Source organism: Micromonospora sp. NPDC047740, assembly GCF_043204735.1.
In the GTDB taxonomy this organism is placed as follows: Bacteria; Actinomycetota; Actinomycetes; order Mycobacteriales; family Micromonosporaceae; genus Micromonospora.
Genome location: NZ_JBIDCT010000002.1, coordinates 408,064 through 432,953, shown reverse-complemented (window position 1 = coordinate 432,953; position 24,890 = coordinate 408,064). Strand labels below are relative to the sequence as shown.

Annotated in this window: 23 protein-coding genes, 3 tRNA genes and 1 pseudogene; 10 read left to right on the top strand and 17 right to left on the bottom strand. The window is 73.0% G+C overall.

Annotated features, from left to right (window positions below; translation table 11 throughout):
- Window positions 1–58: 58 nt before the first annotated feature.
- Both leuD and leuC read right to left on the bottom strand, forming a co-directional pair.
- Window positions 59–646 carry a 3-isopropylmalate dehydratase small subunit gene (gene leuD / locus ACGF4F_RS06575; RefSeq protein WP_357433798.1) on the bottom strand — a complete coding sequence of 196 codons (588 nt, stop codon included), beginning with the start codon at window positions 644–646 and terminating at the stop codon, window positions 59–61.
- A gap of 15 nt (window positions 647–661) precedes the next feature.
- The gene (gene leuC / locus ACGF4F_RS06570) at window positions 662–2,104 is read right to left on the bottom strand and encodes a 3-isopropylmalate dehydratase large subunit (protein WP_357433800.1); all 1,443 of its coding nucleotides are present in this window, start codon (window positions 2,102–2,104) and stop codon (window positions 662–664) included.
- A 49-nt stretch (window positions 2,105–2,153) separates the two neighbouring features.
- Between leuC and ACGF4F_RS06565 the strand changes: the two genes are divergently transcribed.
- Window positions 2,154–2,840: an IclR family transcriptional regulator gene (locus tag ACGF4F_RS06565; protein ID WP_073832469.1), complete on the top strand. Its 687-nt coding sequence runs from the start codon at window positions 2,154–2,156 to the stop codon at window positions 2,838–2,840.
- A 175-nt stretch (window positions 2,841–3,015) separates the two neighbouring features.
- Here ACGF4F_RS06565 and ACGF4F_RS06560 read toward each other — a convergent pair.
- The 4 genes from ACGF4F_RS06560 to ACGF4F_RS06545 all read right to left on the bottom strand — a co-directional run bounded on the left by ACGF4F_RS06560 (window position 3,016) and on the right by ACGF4F_RS06545 (window position 4,545).
- A tRNA-Glu gene (locus tag ACGF4F_RS06560) sits at window positions 3,016–3,091 on the bottom strand.
- A gap of 263 nt (window positions 3,092–3,354) precedes the next feature.
- Window positions 3,355–3,427, bottom strand: a tRNA-Glu gene (locus tag ACGF4F_RS06555).
- 136 nt (window positions 3,428–3,563) lie between these two features.
- Window positions 3,564–3,635, bottom strand: a tRNA-Gln gene (locus ACGF4F_RS06550).
- Window positions 3,636–3,741: 106 nt separating this feature from the next.
- Entirely contained in the window at window positions 3,742–4,545 is an 804-nt protein-coding gene (locus ACGF4F_RS06545; protein WP_357433802.1) for a fumarylacetoacetate hydrolase family protein, read from the bottom strand.
- Between the two features lie 330 nt (window positions 4,546–4,875).
- On the opposite strand from ACGF4F_RS06545, the gene ACGF4F_RS06540 reads away from it, so the two are divergent.
- Window positions 4,876–6,321, top strand: coding sequence for a hypothetical protein (locus ACGF4F_RS06540; RefSeq protein ID WP_357433804.1), 1,446 nt, complete (start codon window positions 4,876–4,878; stop codon window positions 6,319–6,321).
- A gap of 34 nt (window positions 6,322–6,355) precedes the next feature.
- A complete protein-coding gene (locus ACGF4F_RS06535) occupies window positions 6,356–7,246 on the top strand; it encodes a 3-methyladenine DNA glycosylase (protein ID WP_357433806.1) in 891 nt (296 codons plus the stop codon).
- Between the two features lie 144 nt (window positions 7,247–7,390).
- Here the strand turns inward: ACGF4F_RS06535 and arfB are convergent, their stop codons facing one another.
- The 7 genes from arfB to ACGF4F_RS06500 form a co-directional block, all read right to left on the bottom strand.
- On the bottom strand, window positions 7,391–7,816 hold the full coding sequence (gene arfB / locus ACGF4F_RS06530) for an alternative ribosome rescue aminoacyl-tRNA hydrolase ArfB (protein ID WP_357433808.1): 426 nt from the start codon (window positions 7,814–7,816) through the stop codon (window positions 7,391–7,393).
- 9 nt (window positions 7,817–7,825) lie between these two features.
- On the bottom strand, window positions 7,826–8,128 hold the full coding sequence (locus tag ACGF4F_RS06525) for a hypothetical protein (protein ID WP_357433810.1): 303 nt from the start codon (window positions 8,126–8,128) through the stop codon (window positions 7,826–7,828).
- A gap of 121 nt (window positions 8,129–8,249) precedes the next feature.
- On the bottom strand, window positions 8,250–9,110 hold the full coding sequence (locus ACGF4F_RS06520) for a trypsin-like peptidase domain-containing protein (RefSeq protein WP_357433812.1): 861 nt from the start codon (window positions 9,108–9,110) through the stop codon (window positions 8,250–8,252).
- A 48-nt stretch (window positions 9,111–9,158) separates the two neighbouring features.
- Window positions 9,159–10,118: a VWA domain-containing protein gene (locus ACGF4F_RS06515; RefSeq protein ID WP_357433814.1), complete on the bottom strand. Its 960-nt coding sequence runs from the start codon at window positions 10,116–10,118 to the stop codon at window positions 9,159–9,161.
- Window positions 10,115–11,182 (bottom strand): DUF58 domain-containing protein, encoded by a 1,068-nt coding sequence (locus ACGF4F_RS06510; RefSeq protein WP_357433816.1) that lies wholly within the window; start codon window positions 11,180–11,182, stop codon window positions 10,115–10,117. Before ACGF4F_RS06510 ends, ACGF4F_RS06515 begins: the two co-directional genes overlap by 4 nt.
- Window positions 11,179–12,228: a MoxR family ATPase gene (locus ACGF4F_RS06505; RefSeq protein WP_073832460.1), complete on the bottom strand. Its 1,050-nt coding sequence runs from the start codon at window positions 12,226–12,228 to the stop codon at window positions 11,179–11,181. Before ACGF4F_RS06505 ends, ACGF4F_RS06510 begins: the two co-directional genes overlap by 4 nt.
- 219 nt (window positions 12,229–12,447) lie before the next feature.
- Entirely contained in the window at window positions 12,448–12,987 is a 540-nt protein-coding gene (locus tag ACGF4F_RS06500) for a hypothetical protein (protein ID WP_357433818.1), read from the bottom strand.
- 361 nt (window positions 12,988–13,348) lie between these two features.
- On the opposite strand from ACGF4F_RS06500, the gene ACGF4F_RS06495 reads away from it, so the two are divergent.
- Window positions 13,349–14,341: an endonuclease/exonuclease/phosphatase family protein gene (locus ACGF4F_RS06495; protein WP_393075499.1), complete on the top strand. Its 993-nt coding sequence runs from the start codon at window positions 13,349–13,351 to the stop codon at window positions 14,339–14,341.
- Window positions 14,342–14,386: 45 nt separating this feature from the next.
- Here ACGF4F_RS06495 and cimA read toward each other — a convergent pair whose 3' ends face one another.
- Window positions 14,387–15,967, bottom strand: coding sequence for a citramalate synthase (cimA, locus tag ACGF4F_RS06490; protein WP_393075496.1), 1,581 nt, complete (start codon window positions 15,965–15,967; stop codon window positions 14,387–14,389).
- A gap of 362 nt (window positions 15,968–16,329) precedes the next feature.
- Here cimA and ACGF4F_RS06485 point away from each other — a divergent pair, with 362 nt between their 5' ends.
- The 4 genes and pseudogenes from ACGF4F_RS06485 to ACGF4F_RS06470 all read left to right on the top strand — a co-directional run bounded on the left by ACGF4F_RS06485 (window position 16,330) and on the right by ACGF4F_RS06470 (window position 18,777).
- Window positions 16,330–16,890: a peroxiredoxin gene (locus ACGF4F_RS06485; protein ID WP_357433822.1), complete on the top strand. Its 561-nt coding sequence runs from the start codon at window positions 16,330–16,332 to the stop codon at window positions 16,888–16,890.
- A gap of 2 nt (window positions 16,891–16,892) precedes the next feature.
- A complete protein-coding gene (locus tag ACGF4F_RS06480; protein ID WP_393075492.1) occupies window positions 16,893–17,423 on the top strand; it encodes a carboxymuconolactone decarboxylase family protein in 531 nt (176 codons plus the stop codon).
- Between the two features lie 87 nt (window positions 17,424–17,510).
- Window positions 17,511–17,969, top strand: a complete 459-nt coding sequence (locus ACGF4F_RS06475; protein ID WP_357433826.1) for a PRC-barrel domain-containing protein — start codon at window positions 17,511–17,513, stop codon at window positions 17,967–17,969.
- A gap of 10 nt (window positions 17,970–17,979) precedes the next feature.
- Window positions 17,980–18,777 (top strand): annotated as a pseudogene (locus tag ACGF4F_RS06470) (tyrosine-protein phosphatase).
- Between the two features lie 171 nt (window positions 18,778–18,948).
- Here ACGF4F_RS06470 and ACGF4F_RS06465 read toward each other — a convergent pair.
- Together ACGF4F_RS06465 and ACGF4F_RS06460 are read right to left on the bottom strand one after the other, a co-directional pair.
- Window positions 18,949–20,046: a branched-chain amino acid aminotransferase gene (locus ACGF4F_RS06465; protein WP_387274256.1), complete on the bottom strand. Its 1,098-nt coding sequence runs from the start codon at window positions 20,044–20,046 to the stop codon at window positions 18,949–18,951.
- 201 nt (window positions 20,047–20,247) lie between these two features.
- Window positions 20,248–21,279, bottom strand: a complete 1,032-nt coding sequence (locus ACGF4F_RS06460) for a 3-isopropylmalate dehydrogenase (protein WP_393075488.1) — start codon at window positions 21,277–21,279, stop codon at window positions 20,248–20,250.
- Window positions 21,280–21,503: 224 nt separating this feature from the next.
- On the opposite strand from ACGF4F_RS06460, the gene ACGF4F_RS06455 reads away from it, so the two are divergent.
- Both ACGF4F_RS06455 and ACGF4F_RS06450 read left to right on the top strand, forming a co-directional pair.
- Window positions 21,504–22,379, top strand: coding sequence for an FAD:protein FMN transferase (locus ACGF4F_RS06455; RefSeq protein WP_357433834.1), 876 nt, complete (start codon window positions 21,504–21,506; stop codon window positions 22,377–22,379).
- 339 nt (window positions 22,380–22,718) lie between these two features.
- Complete coding sequence (locus ACGF4F_RS06450) at window positions 22,719–23,075, top strand: hypothetical protein (RefSeq protein ID WP_357433836.1); 357 nt, start codon at window positions 22,719–22,721, stop codon at window positions 23,073–23,075.
- A gap of 60 nt (window positions 23,076–23,135) precedes the next feature.
- Here ACGF4F_RS06450 and serA read toward each other — a convergent pair whose 3' ends face one another.
- Window positions 23,136–24,734 carry a phosphoglycerate dehydrogenase gene (gene serA / locus ACGF4F_RS06445; protein ID WP_357433838.1) on the bottom strand — a complete coding sequence of 533 codons (1,599 nt, stop codon included), beginning with the start codon at window positions 24,732–24,734 and terminating at the stop codon, window positions 23,136–23,138.
- Window positions 24,735–24,890 lie beyond the last annotated feature (156 nt).

Sequence of the window (24,890 nt, the reverse complement as noted above, 5' to 3'; positions counted from 1 at the left end):
ATTCGCCCCCACCGGCGAACCGGTGGGGGCGAAAACCGATGTGCGCTCGGGCGTACGGCTACGCCACCGAGGGCAGGAACGACGGCCGGGACGCCTCGTACGCGCCGATCTCGGCCTCGTGCCGGAGGGTGAGTCCAATGTCATCCAAGCCCTCCATCAGCCGCCAGCGGCTGTGGTCGTCCAGCGGGAAGGCCCAGGTGGCGTCCCCGGCGCGGACCTGGCGGGCGGTGAGGTCGACCGTGACCGGGGTGGTGGGGTCCGATTCCACGAGATCCCAGAGTTCCGCCACGGCTTTCAATTCCAGCTCGACCGGAAGGAGGCCTTCCTTCAGCGCGTTGCCACGGAAGATGTCGCCGAAGCGAGGAGAGATCACAGCGCGGAAGCCCCAGTCCCGCAGGGCCCACACGGCGTGCTCCCGTGAGGAGCCCGTACCGAACTCGGGGCCGGCGACCAGAATCGACGCTCCCGAATAGGAGGGATCGTTGAGGACGAATGACGGGTCCTCCCGCCACGCGCTGAAGAGCCCGTCCGCGAACCCGGTCCGGGTCACCCGCTTGAGGTACACGGCGGGGATGATCTGATCGGTGTCCACGTTGGACCGGCGCAGCGGCACCGCGGTGCCGGTGTGGGTGGTGAACTTGTCCATCTCTCGGCTGCCCTTCTACAGGTCGGCGGGGGCGGCCAGCCGGCCGACCACGGCGGTGGCGGCGGCGACCGGCGGGGATACCAGGTGGGTACGCCCGCCCCGGCCCTGGCGGCCCTCGAAGTTGCGGTTGGAGGTCGAGGCCGAGCGCTGGCCCGGCGACAGGGTGTCCGGGTTCATCCCGAGGCACATGGAACAGCCGGCGAAGCGCCACTCGGCGCCGGCGTCGGTGAAGACCTTGTCCAGCCCCTCCGCCTCGGCCGCTTCGCGCACGGCGGCGGAGCCGGGGACCACCAGCATGCGTACGCCGTCGGCCACCTGGTGTCCGCGCAGCACGTCGGCGGCGGCGCGGAGGTCCTCCAGCCGGCCGTTGGTGCAGGAACCGACGAAGACCACGTCGACGGCCAGGTCGCGCAGCGGGGTGCCGGGCTTGAGGTCCATGTATTCCAGGGCCCGGCGGGCGGCGGCCCGCTCCGGCTCGGTGACGAACTCCTCCGGGTCCGGCACGGCGGTGCCGAGCGGGGCGCCCTGACCCGGGTTGGTGCCCCAGGTGACGAACGGCGTGATCCGGCTGGCGTCCAGGGTCACCTCCGCGTCGAAGGTCGCCCCGTCGTCGGTGGGGAGCGTCTTCCAGTACGCCACCGCGGCGTCCCAGTCGGCCCCCTGCGGCGCGTTCGGCCGCCCCTTCAGGTACGCGAAGGTCGTCTCGTCCGGCGCGATCATGCCGGCCTTGGCGCCCCACTCGATGGACATGTTGGCGATGGTCATCCGCCCCTCCATGGAGAGGTCGCGGATCGCCTCGCCCCGGTACTCGACGATGTGGCCGCGCCCACCGCCGGTGCCCACCTGGGCGATCAGCGCCAGCACCAGGTCCTTGGCGGTGACGCCGGGAGCGAGCTGGCCGGTGACGTTCACCGCCATGGTCTTCGGGCGGGCCTGCGGCAGCGTCTGGGTGGCCAGCACGTGCTCCACCTCGCTGGTGCCAATGCCGAACGCGAGCGCGCCGAAGGCGCCGTGGGTGGCGGTGTGCGAATCGCCACAGACGATCGTCATGCCGGGCTGGGTGAGACCCAGCTGCGGGCCGATGACGTGCACGATGCCCTGGTTCTCGTCGCCCAGCGGGTGCAGCCGTACGCCGAACTCGGCGCAGTTGCGGCGCAGCGTCTCGATCTGTGTGCGGGAGGTGGGGTCCGCGATCGTGAGCAGGTCGCCGCGCCGGGACCGGAACGCCGGGTCGTCGTACCCGGTCGGGGTGTTGTGGTCCTCGGTCGCGATCGTCAGGTCGGTACGGCGGACCCGGCGACCGGCCAGGCGCAGCCCGTCGAACGCCTGCGGGCTGGTGACCTCGTGGAGCAGGTGCAGGTCGATGAAGAGCAGATCCGGCTCGCCGTCGGCGGATCGGACGACGTGCGCGTCCCAGACCTTCTCGGCCAGGGTCCTCGGTTGAGTGACTCCCACCATCTGGACATCCTAAATTCTGGGAGGTATGTTTCGGCTTGTGGGACACAGTATGAGCGGTGTCGGCGTTCTCGACAAGGCGGTGGTCATCCTGGCCGCCTGTGTCGACGGCGCCAGCCTGGCCGAACTCGTTGAACGCACCAAGCTGCCCCGGGCCACCGCGCACCGGCTGGCGCAGGCGCTGGAGATCCATCGGATGCTGGTCCGGGACACCCAGGGGCGCTGGCGCCCGGGCCCCCGGCTCGGCGAGTTGGCGAACGCCGCGCCGGACGTCCTGCTCACTGCGGCCGAGCCGCTGCTCGCCGCGCTGCGCGACGCCACCGGCGAGAGCGCCCAGCTCTACCTGCGCCGCGCCGACGAGCGCATCTGCGTGGCCGCCGCCGAGCGGGCCAGCGGCCTGCGGGACACCGTGCCGGTCGGCTCGGTGCTGCCCATGACGGCCGGTTCCGCGGCGCAGATCCTGCTCGCCTGGGAGCCGCCCGAGGCGGTCATGCCGCTGCTGCCCCGGTCCAAGTTCACCGGCCGCACCCTGGCCGAGGTACGCCGCCGCGGCTGGGCGCAGAGCGTCGGCGAGCGGGAGGCGGGTGTGGCGAGCGTCTCGGCTCCCATCCGCGACCGTACCGGCCGGGTGATCGCCGCGATCAGCATCTCCGGCCCGATCGAGCGCCTCGGCCGCCGCCCCGGCGAACGCCACGCCATGGCCGTGGTCCGCGCCGGCCAACGCCTCTCCGGCCTCTAACCCCCACCCTGCCCCCTCCCCTCCCCCAATCGCCGCGTTGATCAAGAAGTTTGCGTCGCCGATCGGGGCGTCGGTGACGTAAACCTCTTGATCACCAGGGGCGGGCGGGGAGCGTGAAGGGTGGGCGGGAACGGCGAACGGCCCGCCCACACCAGGTGGGACGGGCCGTTGAGCGTGGTAGCCCCGACCGGATTCGAACCGGCGCTACCGCCTTGAGAGGGCGGCGTCCTGGGCCGCTAGACGACGGGGCCAGGCACTTTTCCTGCTTCACCGCCCTGACGAGCGGTGCGGGGTTAGTCTAGCGGCACGCTCGGCGGGCACGGCAACGGGGATGGCCGCATCCTCCCGCCGCGCCGAGTCCGGCACCGGCAATCTGGGGCTGGCGACAACGCCCCGCTCCGGCGCGAACGACAGGCCGCCCGGTGCGGAGGCCAACGGCCGGCCGGGTACGAGCGGCAACACCGCCGGACACGAAACAGCCCGCCCCACGAGGTGGGACGGGCTGCCGACGACGTAGCCCCGACCGGATTCGAACCGGCGCTACCGCCTTGAGAGGGCGGCGTCCTGGGCCGCTAGACGACGGGGCCAGAACTATCTGCTTCCTCACCCGCTCGGTGAGGAAGCTGCACTCTATCAGAGATCACCTGCCGCCCCTCGCGCGAGGAGCGGAGCAAACTCCGCCAGAATCCAGCGTCCGAGGATTCTCACGAACCCGCGGCTGCGCTGGGGTACCAGGACTCGAACCTAGACTAACTGAACCAGAATCAGTCGGGCTGCCAATTACCCCATACCCCATTGGCCCCTTGCGGCGCCGGGAATGAACTTTACCCTCCCGGTGCCGGCAGGCCAAATCCAACCCCTCGAACCGCACCTGACCTGCGGAAACGAGACGTCGGACGCATCAGGCGACCGGCACCACCGGGTTGGTGAGTTCGCCGATCCCCTCGATCCGCACGGTGACCGTATCCCCGTCGGTGAGCGGGCTAACCCCCGCCGGGGTGCCGGTCAGCACCACGTCACCCGGGAGCAACGTCATCACGTGGGAGATGTACGACACCAGGGCCGGCACGTCGAAGACCATGTCCTTGGTCCGGCCGAGCTGGCGTACCTCCATCTCCTCGGGATCGCGACCCACCTCACAGCGGATCTCCAGGTCGGAGACGTCCAGCCCGGTCGTGATCCACGGACCGAGGGGGCAGAACGAGTCGAAGCCCTTGGCCCGGGTCCACTGCCCGTCGGAGCGCTGGAGGTCCCGGGCGGTGACGTCGTTGGCGCAGGTGTAGCCGAAGATGGCCCGCTCGGCGGCGGCCCGGTCGGCCCGGCGCGCCCCCGGGGCGCCGATCACCACGGCCAGCTCCGCCTCGTGCTCGACCTGCTTGGAGAAGATCGGCAGGCGGATCGCGTCCTGCGGACCGATCACCGAGGTGGACGGCTTCAAAAACAGCAGCGGCTCCTTGGGCACGTCGCTGCCGTGCTCGGCGGCGTGCTCGGCGTAGTTGCGGCCGACGCAGACCACCTTGCTCGGCAGGATCGGTGAGAGCAGCCGCACGTCGGAGAGCGCCCAGCGGGCGCCGGAGAACTGGATCTGCCCGAAGGGGTGCCCGTCGATCTCGGCGATGGTCAGGCCCTGCGGCCCGGCCTCCGGCTCGCCCTCGACGGCCCCGAACGACATTCCCTTGGCATGAGCAAAACGAGCGATACGCACCCGGCCAATCTATCCCCGCCACCGGCCGGCCCACGTCGGGCGCGGCCGGCCCGCCGCGCGGCTCCGCCGGACACCGGCCGCCACGAGCCACCGGCCCGCCTCCGGACCAGGCGGCGGGCAAGCCCGCCGGGCGCCGGGCGGGCCCCGACGGCGTGCGGTTCCGCCGGGCGCCGGAACGTCGCCGGACCGGGCGAGCCAGCGTACGTGGCCGGCGGCGGGCCGGGGCGAAAATGCCGACTTCGTACCCACCCGGCGGGGCCGGGCCCATAGCTTCGGGTCCGGAGGTGCGTTCGTATGCCTGCATCGAGACGGCACCACAGGACCCTGGCAGTGATCGTGAACTGCCTCGGCGTGCTCGCCGCCGTACCGGCGCTGCCCGGCACGGCACCCCGGGCGGCGGCAGCACCCGCCCAGCCGGGACCGGCCGCGGCGGCACCCGCCCCGGCGGAGCGCGCCACGCCGATCCCGACCGGGATGCCCGCGGCGCCGCCCGCGGTGCCGCCGGCGAGTCCGGCCCCGATCCAGATGTCCAAGCCGCCGGTCACCGTGGCGATGACCGCGGCCAACACCCCGGCGCCCGGCTACCAGATCGAGGTACGCAACGCCGGAAACACGCCGGTCGACACGACCGTACGGCAGGAGCTGCCGGCCGGGTCGCAGGCGACCACGGTGACCGCCGGCGGTCGGGCCACCCGCGCGATCGGGTCGTCCGGCGTGAACGAGGTCACCTGGCGGCTGCGGTTGCCGGCGCGGAGCACCACCACGTTGCACACCGCGCTCAGCACGACCACCCAGGGGCGGTCGGTGACCGCGCCGGCCTGCGCGTACGGGACCGACGGGACCCGGCCGTACGACTGCGCCACGGCGACCTGGACGGGACCGGGCGTTCCCGTGGCGAAGGTGACCGCGGCCCCGGTGTGGCGGCGACCGCCGGTGCTGCTGGGCGCGCTCGCCGCGGTCCTGGTCGTCACCGTCGGCGTGCTGTTGTGGTGGTGGCAACGCCGCCGGCAGCGCTCCCGCGTGGCGACGGGCGCCGGCGATCCGGCCCTCGCCCGCGGGGCGGGTGGCCCGGCCAGCCCCGGCCCGGGTGGCCCGGCAAGCCCCGGAGCGGGCGGCCCGGCGGCGGGTGCCCCGGCAACCCGTGGGACGGGCGGTCCGGTGCACCCCGTAGCGGGCAGCCCGGCGGGCCGCGGGACTGTCTACCCGCGCCGGGCCATGCCATCGCTGCCCGGGCAGCGCCGCAAGCCGCCGGTCTGGCTGCTGGTCGGGGTCGCGGCGGCGGTGCTGGCCGGCCTGGTCGGGGTGGGCGCCTGGACGGCCACCCAGCGGGTCTCCGCGATCGACACCAACAAGCAGCCGACCAGCGGCGCGTGGATCGGCCGGAGCGTCACCGGGGCGCTCGGCGTCCCGCTGCGGGAGGCGGCGTTCGAGTTCACCGTCTACCGGGTGGCCTGCGGCACGCAGGGCCTGCCCAGCGCCCAGGCGGGCGGCCGGCAGTGCCTGGCCACGGTCGGGGTGCGCAACCTCACGCAGGGCGAGCAGACCTGGCACGGTCAGCTGCAACGGGCGTACCTGCCGGGCGGCAACTGGGTTGCCGCCGACGAGGACGCCACCCGGGTGGCCAACCTCGGGCGGGACGTCTTCGCCCAGCCGGTCGCCGCGGGTAGCCGGGTGCTCCTGCCGCTGGTCTTCACCGTGCACGGCACCGACCCGCCGAGGCAGTTGGAGCTGCGCAGCGGGGTCTTCTCCGCCGGCGTGCGGGTGGACGTGCCCTGACCCGGGGTCGGGCGGCGGTCGTACCCTGGGGTCCGTGACCGCCGCCCTCGCCCCCGCCACCGTGCTCGACGCGGCCGACTGGCAGGCCCGGCGGCGGGCTCACGAGGAGCGGACGGACGCCTGGCTGACGCCGCACCTGGCCCGCCGGCGCTCCGGGGTGAAGCACCCGGTGGAGGACTTCCTCTTCACCTACTACTCGTACCGTCCGGCGCAGTTGCGCCGCTGGCACCCGGGCGCGGGCGTGGTGCTGCGCGACGCGGACCCGGCCGAGTTCGGTCGGGACTACCGCGCGGGCGCCGACGGCCTCACCCTCGACACCGGGCAGGTACGCGCCCGGCGCGTCGAGTCGATCACCTGGATCCGTACGCTGCTCGCGGCGACCGCCGGCCGGCCGGCCCAGTTCGGCTGCTTCGGCCTGCACGAGTGGGCGATGGTCTACCGGCAGACCCAGGACGAGGTACGGCACAACGCCTGGCCGCTGCGGCTCAGCCCGGCGGCGACCGCCGCCGTGGTGGAGGAGCGGGGCGTGCGGTGCAGCCACTTCGACGCGTTCCGCTTCTTCACTGCGCCGGCCCGGCCGCTGAACCTGCTCACCCCGACCCGGGAGAGCCAGCACGCGCTGGAGCAGCCGGGCTGCCTGCACGCCAACATGGACCTCTACAAGCATTCCTACAAGCTCTCGCCCCTGGTCCCCTCGGAACTCGTAGCCGACTGCTTCGAGCTGGCGAGAGCGATCCGGACCCTGGACATGCGGGCCTCTCCGTACGACCTCACCGAGCTGGGCTACTCGCCCGTCAGAATCGAGACCATCGAGGGCCGGCACGAGTACGTGCTGGCACAGCGGTCGTTCGCGGAACAGGCCGCGCCGCTGCGCACGCGCCTGATCGCGGAGTGCGACCGGCTCCTGGCCGCCTCGGACGGCTGACCAACGCTCTCAGTCACTCAGCTGCCAGAAGCCGGCGCGAGCAGCTGGGCTGTCCGACGGTGCGGGTGGGGAGACGTCGACGGGCACCGGCGCATTCTGGTCGGCGGCCCGGTGGGCCGCAAAATCGTTTCCGCGCCGGGCCGGTCAGTCGCCGTCCATTCGGCGGTCGCGCTTGCGCTGGGCCTGGCGCTTCTTGTCGGCCAGCCGGCGCTCCTTCGCGGCGCGGGACGGGCGGGTCGGGCGGCGGGGCTTGGCGGGCGGGGCGACCGCCTCCCGCAGCAGGCCGGCCATCCGTTCGCGGGCCGCCTCCCGGTTGGCCAGTTGCGCCCGGTGCTCGCTGGCGGTGACGGTCAGCACGCCGTCGACCAGCCGCCCGGCGAGCCGGTCCAGCGCGCGGGCCCGCAGCGGCTCGGGCACGCTCGGTGAGCCGGCCAGGTCGAAGCTGAGCTCCACCCGGGAGTCGGTGGTGTTGACCCCCTGCCCGCCCGGCCCCGACGAGCGGGAGAAGCGTTCCCGCAGCTCGCCGGCGGGGACCACGAGCCGGTCGGTCACCCGCAGTCCGTCGTCCACGCCATGAGGCTATCGCCCGCCCCGGTGACTCGGCGTGGGAGTTACGGTCGGGGTGGGCGTCGGCCCGGCCCGCTCGTGGTCCGACCCGACCGCCGCGTACGCGGCCGCGCCGACAAGCAGCAGGGCGATCACGCCGAGCTTGGTGATGACCGCGCGGATCGCCAGCCAGGCGGTCCGCCGGGTGCCCGGGACGATGTTACGGGCGGTCTTGTAGTCCTTCCAGCCACGCTTCGCGCGGGCGTAGGACGCGCCGACGCCGGCGCCGATGACCAGGCCCACCAGGAGGAGGGCCGCAATGACAGCTTGCTCCACCCACGCCAGTATCCATACTCAGCGTAATATTTCCATGGCCCGATGGTCCCACGCCGGATATCCGACAGTTCACCCCGATGCGGCGCGATGGTCCGGTAGGGCGGCGCAGGTCAACGTCCGGTCAGCCGCCCCGGCCGATGATGGTGTCGGCGGTCTGCTGGACCTGGTCGATCGGGATGGCGAACCCGATGCCGATCGAACCGGTGCCGTCGATGGTGGCGATGGCCGTGTTCACCCCGACCACCTCACCCCGCGCGTTGACCAGCGGGCCACCCGAGTTGCCCGGGTTGATCGAGGCGTCGGTCTGCACCGCGGTGTGCCGGCCGTTGCCGATGCGTACCTGACGGTTGAGCGCGCTGACGATGCCGGCGGTCACCGTGCCGGACAGGCCGAGCGGGGAACCGACCGCGAGCACCGGCTCGCCGACCCGGGTGGTGTTCGGCTTGGCCAGCGGCAGCGGCGACAACCCGGCCGAGGCGGGCACCTTGAGCACCGCCAGGTCGCTGCCCGGCTCCCGACCCACCACCTCGGCGGTGAACCGCCGGCCGTCGGAGGTCTCCACGGTCACCGGACCGGCGCCCCCCTTGGCCAGGATGTGGTCGTTGGTCACGATGTGCTGCTCGTGGTCGATGGCGAAACCGGAACCGCTGGCCGACGCCCCGGACCCGCTGCCGACCATCACCGAGACCACCCCCGGCACGGTCTTCTCGGCCGCGGTGACCAGTTCCGCCGGCACCGGCGCGGCGGACGCCGCCGCGGGCCCGGGCGCGTCCCGGCCGGCCACCCAGCTGCCGGCCGCCGCACCGGAGACCGTCGACAGGGCCACCACCGCGAGCGCGGTCAGCATCCGCCCGCGCCAGCCACGCCGCCCCGGACCCTGCTCGGACCCGGGTACGTCCCAGCGCCCGCGCCCGTCCGGATCCAGCTCGGGCGAGACGAACCACGGGCCGCGTGGCTCGCCGAGTCCGGTCTGCACTGCCATACCTGGCTCCTCACGTGTCGTGCCGTCGTCGCGGACGGGTGGTACGGGTCAGGGCAGCCGGGAGAACCACCGCAGGGATCCGGCGGCCGCACCCATGGCGAAGACCAGCCCCAGGCCGATGAAGCGGGCGGAGATGTCCTGCCGTTCCTTGCGATAGCCGACCGAGGTGCCGATGTCCTCGTAGACGGCGCGCAGCTCGGCGCTGGTGGACGCCTCGTGGAAGCCACCCCCGGTCTCGTCGGCGACCGCCTTGAGGGTCTGCCCGTCCACCGGCACCTGGATCGCCCGCCCGCCCCGGTCGACGAAGCCGGACGGGGTGCCGAAGGAGATGGTGTGCACCGGGACCTTCGCCGCCACGGCCTGGGCGGCGGCCTCCATCGGGTCCATGCCGGAGGTGTTCGCGCCGTCGGAGAGGATGATGATCCGGGCCGGCGGCGGATCCTTGGCCGCCTTGGCGTCCAGGCTCTTCACCGCGCCCAGGGAGGTGCTGATCGCCTCGCCGATGGCGGTGCCCTGGACGCCGGTGATCCCTTCGGCGAGCCGCCCGACGCCGTCGTGCAGCGCGTCCCGGTCGGTGCTCGGCGGGACCAGCACCGCCGCGCTGCCCGCGAAGGCGACCAGCCCGACGTTGAACTCCTTCGGCAAGCCGTCGACGAACCGGCGGGCGGCCTGCTTGGCGGCGGTCAGCCGATCCGGGTCGACGTCGCTGGCCAGCATCGAGGTGGAGACGTCCACCGCGACCATCACGGTGGCCCGTTCCCGGGGCACCCGCACTTCCGCGCTGGGTCGGGCGAAGCCGACCACCAGCAGCGCCAGCATGGCGAGGAAGAGTCCTGCCGGCACGTGCCGGCGCCAGACCGGCCGGTGCGGCGCGACCCGGTCCAGCAGTCGCAGGTTGGTGAACCGGACCGCGTACCGACTCTGCCGGCGCTGCATCATCAGGTAGCCGGCGACGAGCGCGGCGACGCCGAGCAGCAGCCAGAGCCGGGCGGGTGACTGCCAGGTCACGCGGCACCTCCCCGGTTCGGGGCCGGCGCGGCGGCCAGCCGGCGCTGGGCGTGCACGTGCCGCACGATGTCCGCACTCCAGTCCCGGTCGGTACGCAGCGCCAGGTGGTTGGCCCCGCACCGGCGCAGCGTGGCGCGTACCTGGTCGCGTTGGGCGGCGGCGGCCTGCGCGTACCGCTCCCGCAGGGTCCGGTCGCCGGTCCACACCTCGCGCCGCCGGCCGGTCTCCGGGTCGACCAGGGTCACCAGGCCGACGTCCGGCAGTTCCAGCTCGCGCGGGTCGGTCACCTCCACGGCGAGCACCTGGTGCCGGACGGCGAGCCGGCGCAGGAGGACCTCCCAGGGCGGCGCGGCGTCCGGGTCGTCGGGCAGCCCGTCGAGGAAGTCGGAGACCACCACCACCAGGCCCCGCCCCCGGGCCACCCGCCCGACCCCGTCGAGCCCGTCGGCCAGCCCGGGTGGGGCGGCGCCGGCGGCAGGTCGCGACGCGTCGAACTGAGGCCGCCGTTGCGGTGCGGCGTCCGCGGCAGCGGGCTGTCCCGCCACGTCGTATCCGCCGACGCGGGGCGCGGCCAGCAGGGTGCGCAGCAGCCCGAGCAGGTGGGTACGCCCACCCCGGGCCGGGAACCGGCGTACGCCCTCCGGGGCGAGCACCAGCGCGCCGAGGCGGCTGCCGACGCCGGCGGTGAGGAAGCCGACCGCTGCCACGGCGGCCACCGCGAGTTCCCGTTTGTCCAGAGTGGCCGTGCCGTACTCCATGCTGGGACTGGCGTCGACCAGCAGCCAGGTGGTCAGCTCCCGGTCGGCGTCGACCTCGCGTACGTGCGGGACGGTGGTCCGGGCGGTGACGGCCCAGTCCATCCGGCGTACCTCGTCCTCGCCGGGGCGGTACTCGCGGCTGCCGGCCACCTCGCTGCCCGGGCCGGGCAGCAGACCGCGGTACTGGCCGTGCAGCAGCCCGTCGAGCCGGCGGGTGACGGTCAGTTCCAGCCGGCGCAACCGCTCGTCGGGGGCGAGGTCCGCCAGGCCGGGATCGGGCAGGGTCGGTGCGGCCCGGCGCCTCATGCCGCCGCCAGGTCGGGCGCCGTCTCGGGGTGGCCGGCGACCACCCGCGGCGGCGGCACCGCCTCGATCAGCCGGCGTACCACCGCCTCGGCGGAGACGCCGTCGGCCACCGCGTCGAAGGAGAGCACCAGCCGGTGGGCGAGCACGTCGACGGCCAACTCCCGAACGTCCTCCGGAAGCACGTACTCCCGGCCCCGGATGAGCGCCTGGGCGCGGGCGGCGGCGACCAGGCCGAGGGTGGCCCGGGGACTCGCCCCGTACGCCAGCAGCGGCGCGATCTCGGGCAGCCCAAACCGGCCCGGGTCGCGGGTAGCGAGGATGAGCCGGACGACGTACTCGGCGAGCGCGTGGTGGACGAAGATGTCGCTGGCCCGGCGCTGGAGTTCTCGCAGCCGGGCCGGGTCGAGCACCGGCCGGGCCGTCGGCCGGTCGCTGCTCATCCGGTAGAGGATGGCCAGCTCGTCGGCGTCGGTCGGGTAGTCGACCACGATCTTCATGAGGAAGCGGTCCCGCTGCGCCTCGGGAAGCTGGTAGACGCCCTCCGACTCGATCGGGTTCTGGGTGGCGAGCACCAGGAACGGGTCGGGGACGGACCAGGTCCGGCCGCCGATCGAGACCTGCCGCTCGGCCATCGCCTCCAGCAGGGCCGACTGCACCTTCGCCGGGGCGCGGTTGATCTCGTCGGCGAGCACCAGGTTCGCCATGATCGGGCCCAGTTCGACGTCGAAGGCCTCGGTGGAGGCCCGATAGATCCGGGTGCCGACGATGTCCGAGGGGACCAGGTCGGGGGTGAACTGGATCCGGGAGAACGTGCCGCCGACGACGGTGGCGAGGGTCTGCGCCGCGAGGGTCTTCGCGACCCCCGGCACGCCCTCCAAGAGGCAGTGGCCGTCGGCGATCAGGGCGGTGAGCAGGCGTTCGACGAGGCGATCCTGCCCGACGATCACGCGTTTGACCTCGAAGAGGGTCTGTTCCAGCTCGGCGCTGCTCGCATCGGCATCCACCGGGCTGGGCACGCTGGCCAGGGTGTCCGAGATGTCCGTCACGGTGCTTGCTTCCCGAGCCGGCCCGGCGGCAAACGTCGGATTATCGGCCCCTCGGCGGTCGTTCCTGAGCCGGACGGGGAGGACACCCCCAGCCGGGCACCAACCGGGTGAGCGGGTGCGGGCGGCGCAGCTGGGCGCAGACGGGTCGCCGTCGCGGCGGCCGGGGGCGACGAACGGCGCTGGCCCCCGCCGGAGCGGGGGCCAGCGCGGCGGGGCGGGTCAGTTGGCGATGACGATGTGGAACGGCCTGTCCGCGTACCCGCCGGAGGAGCTGCGGGTCTGGACGAAGACCGCGTTCGGGATCAGGGTCCGGGGCGCGGCCGAGATCTCGCCGCCCGGGGGGACGTTGGCCGGGTCGTTGGTGCCGATGGTCGCGTTGTACGCCTTGAGACGCACGTCGTAGTCGAGCGTCACCTGATACTGCCCCGCGAACTGGCCCGGCAGATTGCTGGCGAACTTCGTGACAGCGGTGACGTTGGCCGAGTGCTGGAGCAGGGTGCCGTTGCTGCTGACGACGGCCCAGGCGACCGTGCCGGCGGCGGGCGGGGCGAGGGTCGCCCGCAGCGCGGACTTCGCCGCCCGGGCCTCGGCGGCGGTCACCGGGGGCTGCTGGCCGGGCTGCCGGGCGCCGGGCTGGGCGACCTCGGCCGGAGCCTTCGCCGCCGGGTGGGCGGCGGCCGCGATGCCCCCGCCGGCCAAGGTGAGGGTCAGGACGCCAAGCGCTACCACCGCCGCCTTGCGTCTGAGGAATATGGCCATGACAGGTCTCCCTTTTGTGACCGTGACGAGCTGGCCGACCCGCGATTGACGAGCCGGATGACTACTGCCGGAGAGCCGGGCACAGAAACCTGCGGGCCATCGGGAAGCCCGCGCGTTTTTTCCGCACCGTCAAGGTTGACACTCAACCTTCTGCACCCAGCTTGACCTGGTCTTACTACCGAGAGTCGCGACGTCTCAACCACGTGGAAGTTAGCACCGGAAAATGCTGAGGGTCAATAGCGCCCATTTGCGTGTCGACTCGCGATTGGCGACCCGAAAACTGTGAAAGGTGAATCGGAGACCATTCGTGAAATGGTGATGCGGGCACCGTGGCGGCACCCGGCGCGGTACGGTGACGGCCGTGATCACCACCACGGACGCGGGACGGGCCACCGTCCGGACGCGCCGGATCGCCACCACCGCCTGCTGGCTCACCGTCGCGCCGGTGGCCGCCTGGGCCGTGCTCCGGCTGGCCGGACTGGAGCGCGGGCCGCTGGTGCAGGCGGTCGCCTTCACGCCGTACGTCGCCGCCGCGTCCCTGGTGCCGCTGGTGCTGGCGCTCGCGCTGCGGCGCCGCGCTGCGGCGGTGGTCGCGGCGGTCATCGCGTTGGCGCTGGTCGGGGTGGTGGCGCCCCGCGCGGTCGCCGCCGGGCAGCCCGAGGTCGGTGGCCCCACGCTTCGCCTGCTCACCGCCAACCTGCTGGTGGGCGGCGCCGACCCGGCCAGGCTGGTCGAGCTGGTCCGCGCGCATCGGGTGGACGTGCTGGCCGTGCAGGAGTTCACCCCCGGGATCGCGGCCGAACTGGACCGCCTCGGGCTGGCCACCCTGCTCCCCTACCAGGAGCTCAACCCCGAGGTCGGCACCACCGGCTCCGGGCTGTACGCGCGCTTCCCGCTCAGCGAGGGCGGGTTCCGGCGCAACCCGGGCTTCGCCTTTACCCAGGCGTACGGGACCCTGGCGGTGCCGGGCGCGCCACCCCTGCGGGTGGAATCCGCGCACCCGGCCGCCCCGTACGCCGTCGAGGCGCTCCCCGACTGGTGGACCGACCTGCGGGGGCAGCCGCCCGCCACACCCCGGGGACGGCTGAGCATCCTGGCCGGGGACTTCAACGCCACTCTCGACCACGCGCCGCTGCGGGAGCTGATCGCCACCGGCTACGTCGACGCCGCCGACGCGGCCGGCGCCGGGCTCGCCGGCACCTGGGGCCCGTACGACGGGGACCTGATCCCGCCGGTCACCATCGACCACGTGCTGGTGGACCGGCGCATCGCGGTCCGCTCGGTGGCCGTGCACCCCGTCCCCGGCAGCGACCACCGGGCCGTCCTCGCCGAGCTGCGCCTGCCCGCCGCGTGAGCAGGGGCGTCTGGTTGACCTCAGGCGTTGAGCGGGACCCCCTCCTTACACCCGGGCCCGGTCCAGGCCGTAGGTGAGCGCGTCGACGAGGGCGTGCCAGCTCGCCTCGACCACGTTGGGGTGCACACCGACGGTGGTCCAGTCGCGGCCCGCGCCGGCGGTCTCCACCAGCACCCGGGTCACCGCGCCGGTGCCGTGGCTGCCCTCCAGGATCCGGACCTTGTAGTCGGCCAGCTCGAAGTCGCGCAGCTCCGGATAGTGCCGGGCCAGCCCCACCCGCAGCGCCTCGTCCAGGGCGTTGACCGGGCCGTTCCCCTCGGCGGTGGCGATCACCCGCTCGCCGCGTACCCGGATCTTGACGGTGGCCTCGGAGACCACCGCGCCGTCCTCGCGGTGCTCGACCAGCACCCGGTAGGACTCCAGGGCGAACGGCCGGGGCGCGGCGCGGCCGGGCAGCTCGGCGCGGACCAGCAGCTCGAACGACGCGTCGGCGGCCTCGAACGACCAGCCGCCGGCCTCCAGCTCCTTGACCCGCCTGGTGACGGTGGACAGCGCCTCCGGATGGCCGGCCAGGTCCAGCCCGAGCTCACGGCTCTTGAGCTCGATGCTGGCCCGGCCGGCCATCTCGGTCACCAGGATCCGCATGTCGTTGCCCACCACCGACGGGTCCACGTGGTTGTAGAGCAACGGGTCGACCTTGATCGCGCTCGCGTGCAGCCCGGCCTTGTGGGCGAAGGCGGCGGCCCCGACGTACGCCTGGTGGGTGTCGGGGGCGATGTTGGCGATCTCGGCGATGGCGTGCGAGACCCGCACCATCTGTTCCAGGCAGCCCTCCGGCAGGACGGGCAGCCCGAGCTTGAGCTGGAGGTTGGCGACCACCGCGAAGATGTCGGCGTTGCCGGGGCGCTCGCCGTACCCGTTGGCGGTGCCCTGGAAGTGCCGGACGCCGGCCTCGACCGCGGCGATCGTGTTGGCCACCGCGCAGGCGGTGTCGTTCTGGCAGTGGATGCCGAGCAGCTCCGGCGCCACGCCGGTGCGCGCGGTGACGTCGGCGATGGCGGCGGTGATCTGGGACGGCAGCATCCCGCCGTTGGTGTCGCAGAGCACGAACCGCTCGGCGCCGGCGGCCAGCGCCGTCTCCAGCACCGCCGCGGTGTACGCCGGGTCGTGCCGGTAGCCGTCGAAGAAGTGCTCCCCGTCGACGAAGACCCGCCGGCCCTGCCGCACCAGGTGCGCGACCGTGTCCCGGACCATCGCCAGGTTCTCCTCGGCGGTGGTGCGCAGCGCCCGCTCGACGTGCCGCAGGTCCGCCTTGGCGACCAGGGCCACCGCCGGGGTCTCCGCGTCGAGCAGCCCGCGCACCTGCGGGTCCGCGTCGACCGCCGCCCCGACCTTGCGGGTGGCCCCGAACGCGACCAGGATCGCGTGCTTCAGCTTCAGCTCGGTGCGCGCGCGCCGGAAGAACTCGGTGTCCTTGGGCACCGCGCCGGGCCAGCCGCCCTCGATGAAGCCGACCCCGAGGTCGTCCAGCAGGCGGGCCACCGCCAGCTTGTCGACCACCGAGTAGCTGAGCCCCTCGCGCTGGGCGCCGTCGCGCAGCGTCGTGTCGTACACCTGGAAGGTCATGGGAGTCCTCTTCTCGAGCCTTGAGGGGAGCAACAAAAAGACCCCCCGCGGATGCGGGAGGTCTGCGCGCTCGGCGAGAGGGAAGCCGGCGCGCTAGTTGCCAATAATCAGGGCGGAGCTGGTCACGGTCCGTACTCTGCCACCCCGATCCTGGTTTTGGGAGGCATAATCCACATGCCGGGACGGTGACGGAGGGTGTTAGCACCCGATTGAGGGACGACCTGCGGCAGAACCCCCCCGGCTCGTGATCGACTTCACAAGTCATCCGGCCGCTATCAAGCGGAAACGACGCTGCGGCAATATCTGGAACCGATCCAGTTACCGGCCTCGCGCCGCTGACAAGCCTTTGTCAAGGAGGACCTGTGCTCACTGTCGGTGACCGCTTCCCCGAGTACGAACTCACCGCCTGCGTGTCGCTGGACGCCGACAAGGCGTTCGAGACGATCGACCACAAGTCCCACCAGGGCAAGTGGCGGGTGGTCTTCTTCTGGCCGAAGGACTTCACCTTCATCTGCCCCACCGAGATCGCCGAGTTCGGCCGTCTCAACGGCGAGTTCGCCGACCGGGACGCCCAGGTGCTCGGCGTCTCCGTGGACAACGAGTTCGTCCACTACGCGTGGCGCAAGGACCACCCGGACCTGCGCGAGTTGCCCTTCCCGATGCTCAGTGACATCAAGCGCGAGCTGACCGCCGCCTGCGGCGTGCTCGGCGCGGACGGCGTCGCGCAGCGGGCCACCTTCATCGTCGACCCGGACAACGAGATCCAGTTCGCCATGGTGACCGCCGGCTCGGTCGGCCGGAACGTCTCCGAGGTGCTGCGGGTGCTGGACGCGCTGCAGACCGACGAGCTCTGCCCGTGCAACTGGAACAAGGGTGGCGCGACCCTGGACGCCAACGCGCTGCTCGCCGGCGCCGGGGCCTGACCATGGGCCTGGACGCGGTCAAGGCGGCTCTGCCCGAGTACGCCAAGGACATCCGGCTCAATCTCGGCTCCACCATCACCACCTCGACCCTGAAGCCGGAGCAGGCCTGGGGCACCGCCCTGGCCTGCGCGGTGGCGGCCCGCAACCCGGCGGTGCTCAGGGAGATCGCCGCCGAGGCGGCCGGTCACCTGACGCCGGAGGCGGTCGAGGCGGCCAAGGGCGCCGCCACCATCATGGCGATGAACAACATCTACTACCGGGCCAAGCACCTGATCGGCGACGAGCAGTATGCGTCGCTGCCGGCCCGGCTGCGGATGCAGATCATCGCCCGGCCGGGGGTGGAGAAGGGCGACTTCGAGCTCTGGTGCCTCGCCGTCTCGGCGATCACCGGCTGCGGGGTCTGCCTGGAGTCGCACGAGAAGACCCTGCGCAGCGCCGGGTTCAGCCGCGAGCAGGTGCACGAGGGGCTGCGCATCGCGGCCGTCGTGCACGCCGCCGCGGTGGCTCTGGACGCGGAGGCCGCCCTGTCCTGAGCGGTCGGTGTAGCGACCTCCGCACCCGGGTACGAAGGATGCGACAGCGCACATCCCCCGAGAAAGTCGAGAAAGGGAGTGAACGCCATGGAGCGGCTCGACCCTCGAACGACCCACGGGACGCCGGACCCGCTCACCTACGGTGATCAGAGCGCCTTCGTGGGCGGCACGCCCGCGGGACGCTTCGACCCGTGGAGCTACCGGGACGGGGCCGGGGTGACCGGTATCGACCTGGTCGGCTACAAGGTGGAGGCGACCGACGGCGGGATCGGCAAGGTGGACCGGGCCAGCCACGAGGTGAACTCCAGTTACCTGGTGGTCGACACCGGGCCGTGGATCTTCGGTAAGAAGGTCATGCTGCCGGCCGGCACCGTCAACCACGTCGACCACGACGAGCGGAAGGTATACGTCGACCGGAGCAAGGACCAGATCAAGGCCGCGCCCGAGTACGACGAGAGCACCGACACCGATCCGGCGTACCGGGACAAGCTCGGCGGGTACTACGACGACACCTACTCGTCGATCCCGCCGGGTACCGCCCGGTGACGGAGGGCGCCTGCCACTGACGGCCGGCGGGGCACATCGGGGCCCCGCCGGCCGTTACCGTGTCAGGGGTGGACGCCACGGACACCCCTCAGCGCAACCCCTTCCCCGCCCTGTTCAACTTCCGCGACGTGGGCGGGCTGACCGGCCACGACGGGCGGACCGTCCGCCGGGGCCGGCTCTACCGCTCCGACTCCCTGCACCGGATCGACGAGACCGACCGGGAAATGTTCACCGCCTCGGCATCCGTACCGTCATCGACCTGCGCCGCCCCACCGAGGTGGCCCGCGACGGCCGGGTGCCCGCATATGACGGCCTGACCTACCGGCACATCCACCCCGAGCACGACGACTGGGCCGGAATCCCCTACGACCCGCAGGAGAGCCTGCCCCGCTGGCTCGCCGACCGGTACGCGGCCCTGGCCGAGACGGGCACCGCCGGGCTGGCCGAGGCGATCGGGCTGATCGCGGACAGCGCCACCGCGCCGGTGGTGGTGCACTGCGTGGCCGGCAAGGACCGGACCGGGATCGTCTGCGCGCTCACCCTCGCGGTGCTCGGCGTGGCCGACGAGGACATCGTCGCCGACTACGCGTTGAGCACCGAGGCGTCCGAGCGGTTCAGCGCCTGGGTCGCCGCAGCGCTGCCCGAGGCCGCGCAGCCGCCCCGCCCGTACCTCGCCTCCCCCGCCGAGGCGATGACCATCTTCCTCACCGAGCTGCGCGCGGGCCACGGCTCCGTGGAGGGCTACCTGCACCACGCCGGCCTGACCGACGCGCAGCTGACCGCCCTCCGCGCCCACCTCCTCGCCTAACCCCCCACCCCAGATCTTGATCAAGAAGTTTGCGTCTGATTCCGGCGCGCCGACGCAGACTTCTTGATCAACGACAGGGTTCCGCCGGAAGCAGGCCGACGGTGGCGGGCACGACGAGATACGGCCGGCACCGCCGGAGACGGTGCCGGCCGTGCCGGATCCAGGGGCAGGTCAGAGGACTCGCTGCACCCAGCCGTGCCGGTCCTCGGCGCGGCCGCGCTGGATGTCGACCAGCCGCTGCCGCAGGGCCATCGTGGAGCGCCCGGACTCCCCACCGCCGATGAGGAACTCGCCGTCGGGGAAGCGCACCCCGCCAATCGGGGTGATCACCGCGGCGGTGCCACAGGCGAAGACCTCGCGCAGCCGGCCGCTGGCCGCGTCCGCCTGCCAGTCGGCGAAGCTGACCGGCCGCTCCTCGACCCGGTGCCCCGACTCGGCCGCCAGGGTGAGGATCGCGTCCCGGGTGATGCCCGGCAGGATGGTGCCGGTCAGCGGCGGGGTGACCAGGGTGTCGTCGTCGTAGACGAAGAAGACGTTCATGCCGCCCAACTCGTCGACGAAGCGCCGCTCCACCGCGTCCAGGAAGACCACCTGGTCGCAGCCCGCCTCGATCGCCTCGGCCTGGGCCACCAGCGAGCTGGCGTAGTTGCCGCCGCACTTGGCCGCGCCGGTGCCGCCCGGGGCCGCCCGGGTGTAGTCCGGGGAGACCCAGACCGTGATCGGCTTGACCCCGCCCGGGAAGTACGCCCCCGCGGGCGAGGCGATCACCGCGTAGAGGTACTCGTTGGCCGGCCGCACCCCGAGGAAGACCTCGCTGGCGAACATGAACGGCCGCAGGTAGAGGCTGCCGTCCTCGGCCTCCGGGATCCACTCCCGGTCGATCTCGACCAGCCGGCGCAGCGACTCGACGAAGGTCTCCGTCGACAGCTCGGGCATCGCCAGCCGCCGGGCGGAGGCGGCGAAGCGGGCGGCGTTCGCCTCGGGGCGGAACAGGGTCACCGACCCGTCCGCGCCCCGGTACGCCTTCAGCCCCTCGAAGATCTCCTGCGCGTAGTGCAGGACGGCGGCGGCCGGGTCCATCGGGATCGGCGCGCGCGCCTCCACCCGGGGGTCGTACCAGCCCTTCCCGTCGGCGTACCGGATCGTCACCATGTGGTCGGTGAACACCCGACCGAACCCGGGGTTCGCCAGCAGGGCGGCCCGGTCGGCGGCGGATACCGGCGCGGGATTCGGACGGATCTCGAAATCGAGCTTGTCACCACCGCTCATCGCGCTGACCTCCCTGCGGGTCCACGGCATGCGTTGTCGCAGGCCGACGTCATTGGTGCCAGAAACTTACCCCGAACGGTCGTTCAGCGGATAGCTCCTGCCCGCCACATCGAGCGCACCGAACGGCGACTCGGGATGGGCGGGCGGAGCGGGCCCGGGGACGGGTCTGGCGGCCCGACGCCGGGCCGTGGACGGCCCTGGTCAGGCTACGGCGTAGCCGGCGAGCCGGTCGCCGACCTCCTCGGTGCGCAGCGGCGCACCCGGCGTACGGCCGGCCAGCTCGGCGCCGACCGCGGCGGTGACCCGCGCGGCGGCGTCGGCGTGCCCGAGCTGGTCGAGCAGCAGCGCGGCCGAGAGCACCGCGGCGACCGGGTCGGCGACGCCGCGGCCGGCGATGTCCGGCGCGGAGCCGTGCACCGGCTCGAACATCGACGGGTAGCGCCCCTCCGGGTTGATGCAACCGCTGGCCGCCAGGCCGATGCCGCCGGTCACCGCGGCGGCGATGTCGGTGAGGATGTCGCCGAACAGGTTGTCGGTGACCACCACGTCGTACCGCTGCGGGTTGGTCACCAGGAACATCGCGGCGGCGTCGACGTGCTGGTACTCGGTGGCCACGTCGGGGTGCTCGGCGGCGACGGACTCGAAGGTGCGCGCCCACAGCGAGCCGGCGTGGGTCAGCACGTTGGTCTTGTGCACCAGGGTGACCTTGCGGCGCTCCCGGCGGCCGGCCCGGGCAAAAGCGTCCCGGATCACCCGCTCGACGCCGTGCCGGGTGTTGAGGCTCTCCTCGGTGGCCACCTCGGCCGGGGTGTTCCGGTGCAGCGAACCGCCGGCGCCGGCATACAGGCCCTCGGTCCCCTCGCGGACCACGACCAGGTCGACCTCGCCCGGCTTGACGGCGGCCAGCGGGGCGGACACGCCCGGCCAGAGCCGCGACGGGCGCAGGTTGACGTACTGGTCGAAGGCGAAACGGAGCTTGAGCAGCAGGCCACGCTCCAGCACGCCCGGCGGCACGGTGGGATCGCCGACCGCGCCGAGCAGGATCGCGTCGTGCCCGGCCAGCTCGTCGAGGACCGAGTCGGGCAGCACCTCGCCGGTGCGGTGGTAGCGGGCGGCGCCGAGGTCGTACTCGGTGGCCGTCACGCCGGGGAGCACGGCGTCGATGACCTTGCGGGCCTGCGCGACCACCTCGGGTCCGATCCCGTCTCCGGCCACCACCGCGATCCGTGCCACCACACGCTCCTCAACTCGTCGGTCCCGGCAACGGTACGCCGTCGTCCCGGTTCCCGGTACGCGCCTTCCAACATTCGGGATATCCGGATGCTCAGGAGTCTCCCAGGTGGCATTCATGGTGCAGTCATCTCCGCTGCCTAGGGTCGGAGACGTCCGGGTCGGACGGGGGCCCGGGACCGGCTTCGCCGCGGCGCTGCGGCGTCGTCAGCGAGGGAGCGGATGCGATGCGGATCGACGAGCAGCGACCGGCCCGGTGGGCCGACGAGCAACCCCGGACCCGGTGGATCGACCAGGCCGCCTTCCGCAGCCACCGCCCCGACCTGCGCCTCGGCGCCCGCAGCCACCGGCTGGACCGGGCCGGCGGCACCGCGGTCGACCGGATCAGCGTCCGGCACACCGTCCGCACCTCCACCGCCGAATACTCTCTGCTCTTGAACGCGCCCGAGTGGCTGGGCCACCGGGGCGTCGGCGAGGCGATGCGGGACGCGGTCGCCGAACTGCGCGCCATCGACCTCACGTACGGGCCGAACCAGCCGGACAGCCTGGTGTCGAAGCTGCGGCGGGGCGAGATCAGCCCCGAGTCGTACCCGCCGCTGGCGGACCTCGTGAACCGCTGCGCCGCGATGCGGGCGGCGACCGACGGGTGGTTCGACGCCTGGGCGGTGCCGGGCGGCTTCGACCCGGGTGGCCTGCTCAACGGCTGGGCGGTGGAACGCGCCGCGGCCCGGTTGCGCGCCGCCGGCGTCCACGACTACGCCGTGCTCTGCGGCGCCGACCTCACCGTACGCGGGCACGCCGCGCACGGCGGCCCGTGGCGGGTGGCCGTGCACCATCCCACGGACGCGCAGCGGGCGCCGCTGGTGCTGGAGATGACGGCCGGCGCGGTGGGCACCTCCGGGGTGTCCGGACGCCAGGGGCACGTGGTGGACCCGCACACCGGTGAGCCCGCCGACCAACTCGTCGCCGCCACCGTGGTGGGACCGGACCTCACGGTGGCCGACGCCTACGCCACCGCCCTGTACGCCGCCGGGCCGGCCGGGCTGGCCTGGTTCCGCAACGGTTCGGACTACCGGGCGCTCTTCGCCCACCGCCGGCGCTGAACGCGTCGACACTCGACACCCGTCGCCCCGTCTTCGCACCCGGGACGCGGGCCGCGATCGGCCCCCACGGTCTCGGCAACGACCGTGGGGGCCGGTCAGCGACGAGTGCGCGTGGCTCGCGCAACCGAGGGGTGCGGACCTGATTGGGCCGGGCGTCCGACCGCGCCACCCGAAGACGGGCCGGAGTCTCAACTCAGTCCGTGACCGCACAGGTACGCTAGCCAATCGACGTAACTCGACGCAAGAGGCTCCACAGCGGACCGTCATCCCAGCCCGCGCACACTGGCCAGCGGCGGGGCAGGCGTGACGGCGCGGACCGGGGATGGCACGCTGTCCGCCGTGAGTTTCGATCTGAGCGTGTGGGCCCTGCCGGCCGGAGCCACGCCCGACGACGTACGGGCGGCGGTGCAGCGGTGCCGCGAAGGACGGCACGGCGAGCGTCACCCCGACCCGAGGGTGGTCGGTTTCTACCGGGCGATCACGGCCGCCTATCCCGACCGCCCGGCCCGCCCGGGCACGCCCTGGGCGGTCGCCCCGCTGCACGCGGCCGCCGACCACGTGGAGATGAACCTCATCCCCACCTGCGAGGACCAGGTGCTGCTCGACATCGAGCGGCTGGCCGGCGAGCACGACCTGATGCTCTACGACGTCCAGGACGGCACGGTCTACCCGCCGCCCACCCGCGTCACCCGCTGATCGCCGGGTACGACGAGGGGCCCGGCCGTGCGGCCGGGCCCCGGGTTCGTCGTGTGTGGACTACTCGTCGCGCAGGTCGGCCGCGCTGGCCGCGACCGCGCCGATCGAGTCGGCGGCCGAGCTGAGCAGGTCCGCGCCGAGCGCCTGGTCGACGGTAAGCGTCATCAGCGTCTCGCCACCGGCCTCCCGACGGGCGACCTGCATGGCGGCGATGTTGACGCCGGCCTCGCCGAGCAGGGTACCGACGGTGCCGACCACGCCCGGCCGGTCGACGTAGCGCAGGAAGACCAGGATGCCCTCCGCGCCGATCTCGACGTCGAAACCGTCCACCTCGGTCAGCTTGAGGACGTCCCGGGCGCCAGCCTGGGTCAGGGTGCCCGAGACGCTGACCGTCCGCCCGTCCGGCAGGGCGCCGCGTACGGTCACCAGGTTGGGGTGGTCGATCGTCTCGGCCTGCGCGGTCAGGGTCACCTCGACCCCGCGCTCGGCGGCCAGGTGCGGCGCGTTGACGTAGGTGACCTGCTCCTCCACCACCGAGCTGAACAGCCCCTTGGTGGCGGCGAGCTTGAGCACCGACACGTCGTGGTTGACGATCTCGCCGCGCACCTCGACGGTGACGCTGGCGGCCACCCCGCCGGCCACCGCGGTGAAGGCCCGGCCCAGCTTCTCGGCCAGCGGCAGCAGCGGCCGGACGTCCTCGGCGACCACCCCGCCGGCCTGCACGTTCACCGCGTCCGGCACGAACTCGCCCTGGAGCGCCAGCTTGACGCTCTTGGCCACGGCCAGGCCGGCCTTGTCCTGCGCCTCGTGGGTGGAGGCGCCCAGGTGCGGGGTGGCCACCACGTTGTCGAAGGCGAACAGCGGCGAGGAGGTGCAGGGCTCCTTGGCGTAGACGTCGATGCCGGCGCCACCGACCCGGCCCTCGGCGATCGCGTCCGCCAGCGCCTGCTCGTCGACCAGGCCACCCCGGGCGGCGTTGACGATCCGCACGCCCGGCTTGACGATCGCCAGTTCCTTCTCGCCGATCAGACCCACCGTCTCCGGCGTCTTGGGCAGGTGGATCGAGATGAAGTCGCTCTCCCGCAGCAGCTCCTCCAGCCCGACCAGGCGGACGCCGAGCTGGGCGGCGCGGGCCGGCTGGATGTACGGGTCGTACGCGATCAACCGGGTGCCGAAGGCGGCGATGCGCTGCGCGAAGAGCACGCCGATGCGGCCGAGGCCGACCACGCCCACGGTCTTGCCCTGGAGCTCCACGCCGGTGTACTTGGACCGCTTCCACTCCCCCGCCTTGAGCGCCGCGCTGGCGCTGGCGGTGTTGCGCGCCACGGCGAGCAGCAGCGCGACGGCCTGCTCGGCGGCGGAGACGATGTTGGAGGTGGGCGCGTTGACGACCATGACGCCCCGGGCGGTGGCGGCCGGCACCTCGACGTTGTCCAGGCCCACGCCGGCCCGGGCGACCACCTTCAGGCGCGGCGCGGCGGCGATCGCCTCGGCGTCGATCTGGGTGGCACTGCGTACGATCACCGCGTCGGCCTCGGAGAGCGCGGACAGCAGGGCCGGACGGTCGGTGCCGTCGACGTGGCGCACGTCGAAGTCGTGCGCAAGCACCTCGATGGCGGCAGGGGCGAGTTCTTCGGCGATCAGTACGACAGGATTCATCGGTCCTCGTAGACGCTCGTATGCGGTCGGCCTGGCACGCCCGGACGCCGCGCTGCGTCCTGCGCTGAACCGTGCCGTGGCCGTTCGGTGCCGGCTACGCACCTATCAGCGATCGTAGGGTGCACCCCGGCCAGCATGTCCCGGAGTATGGGGTGA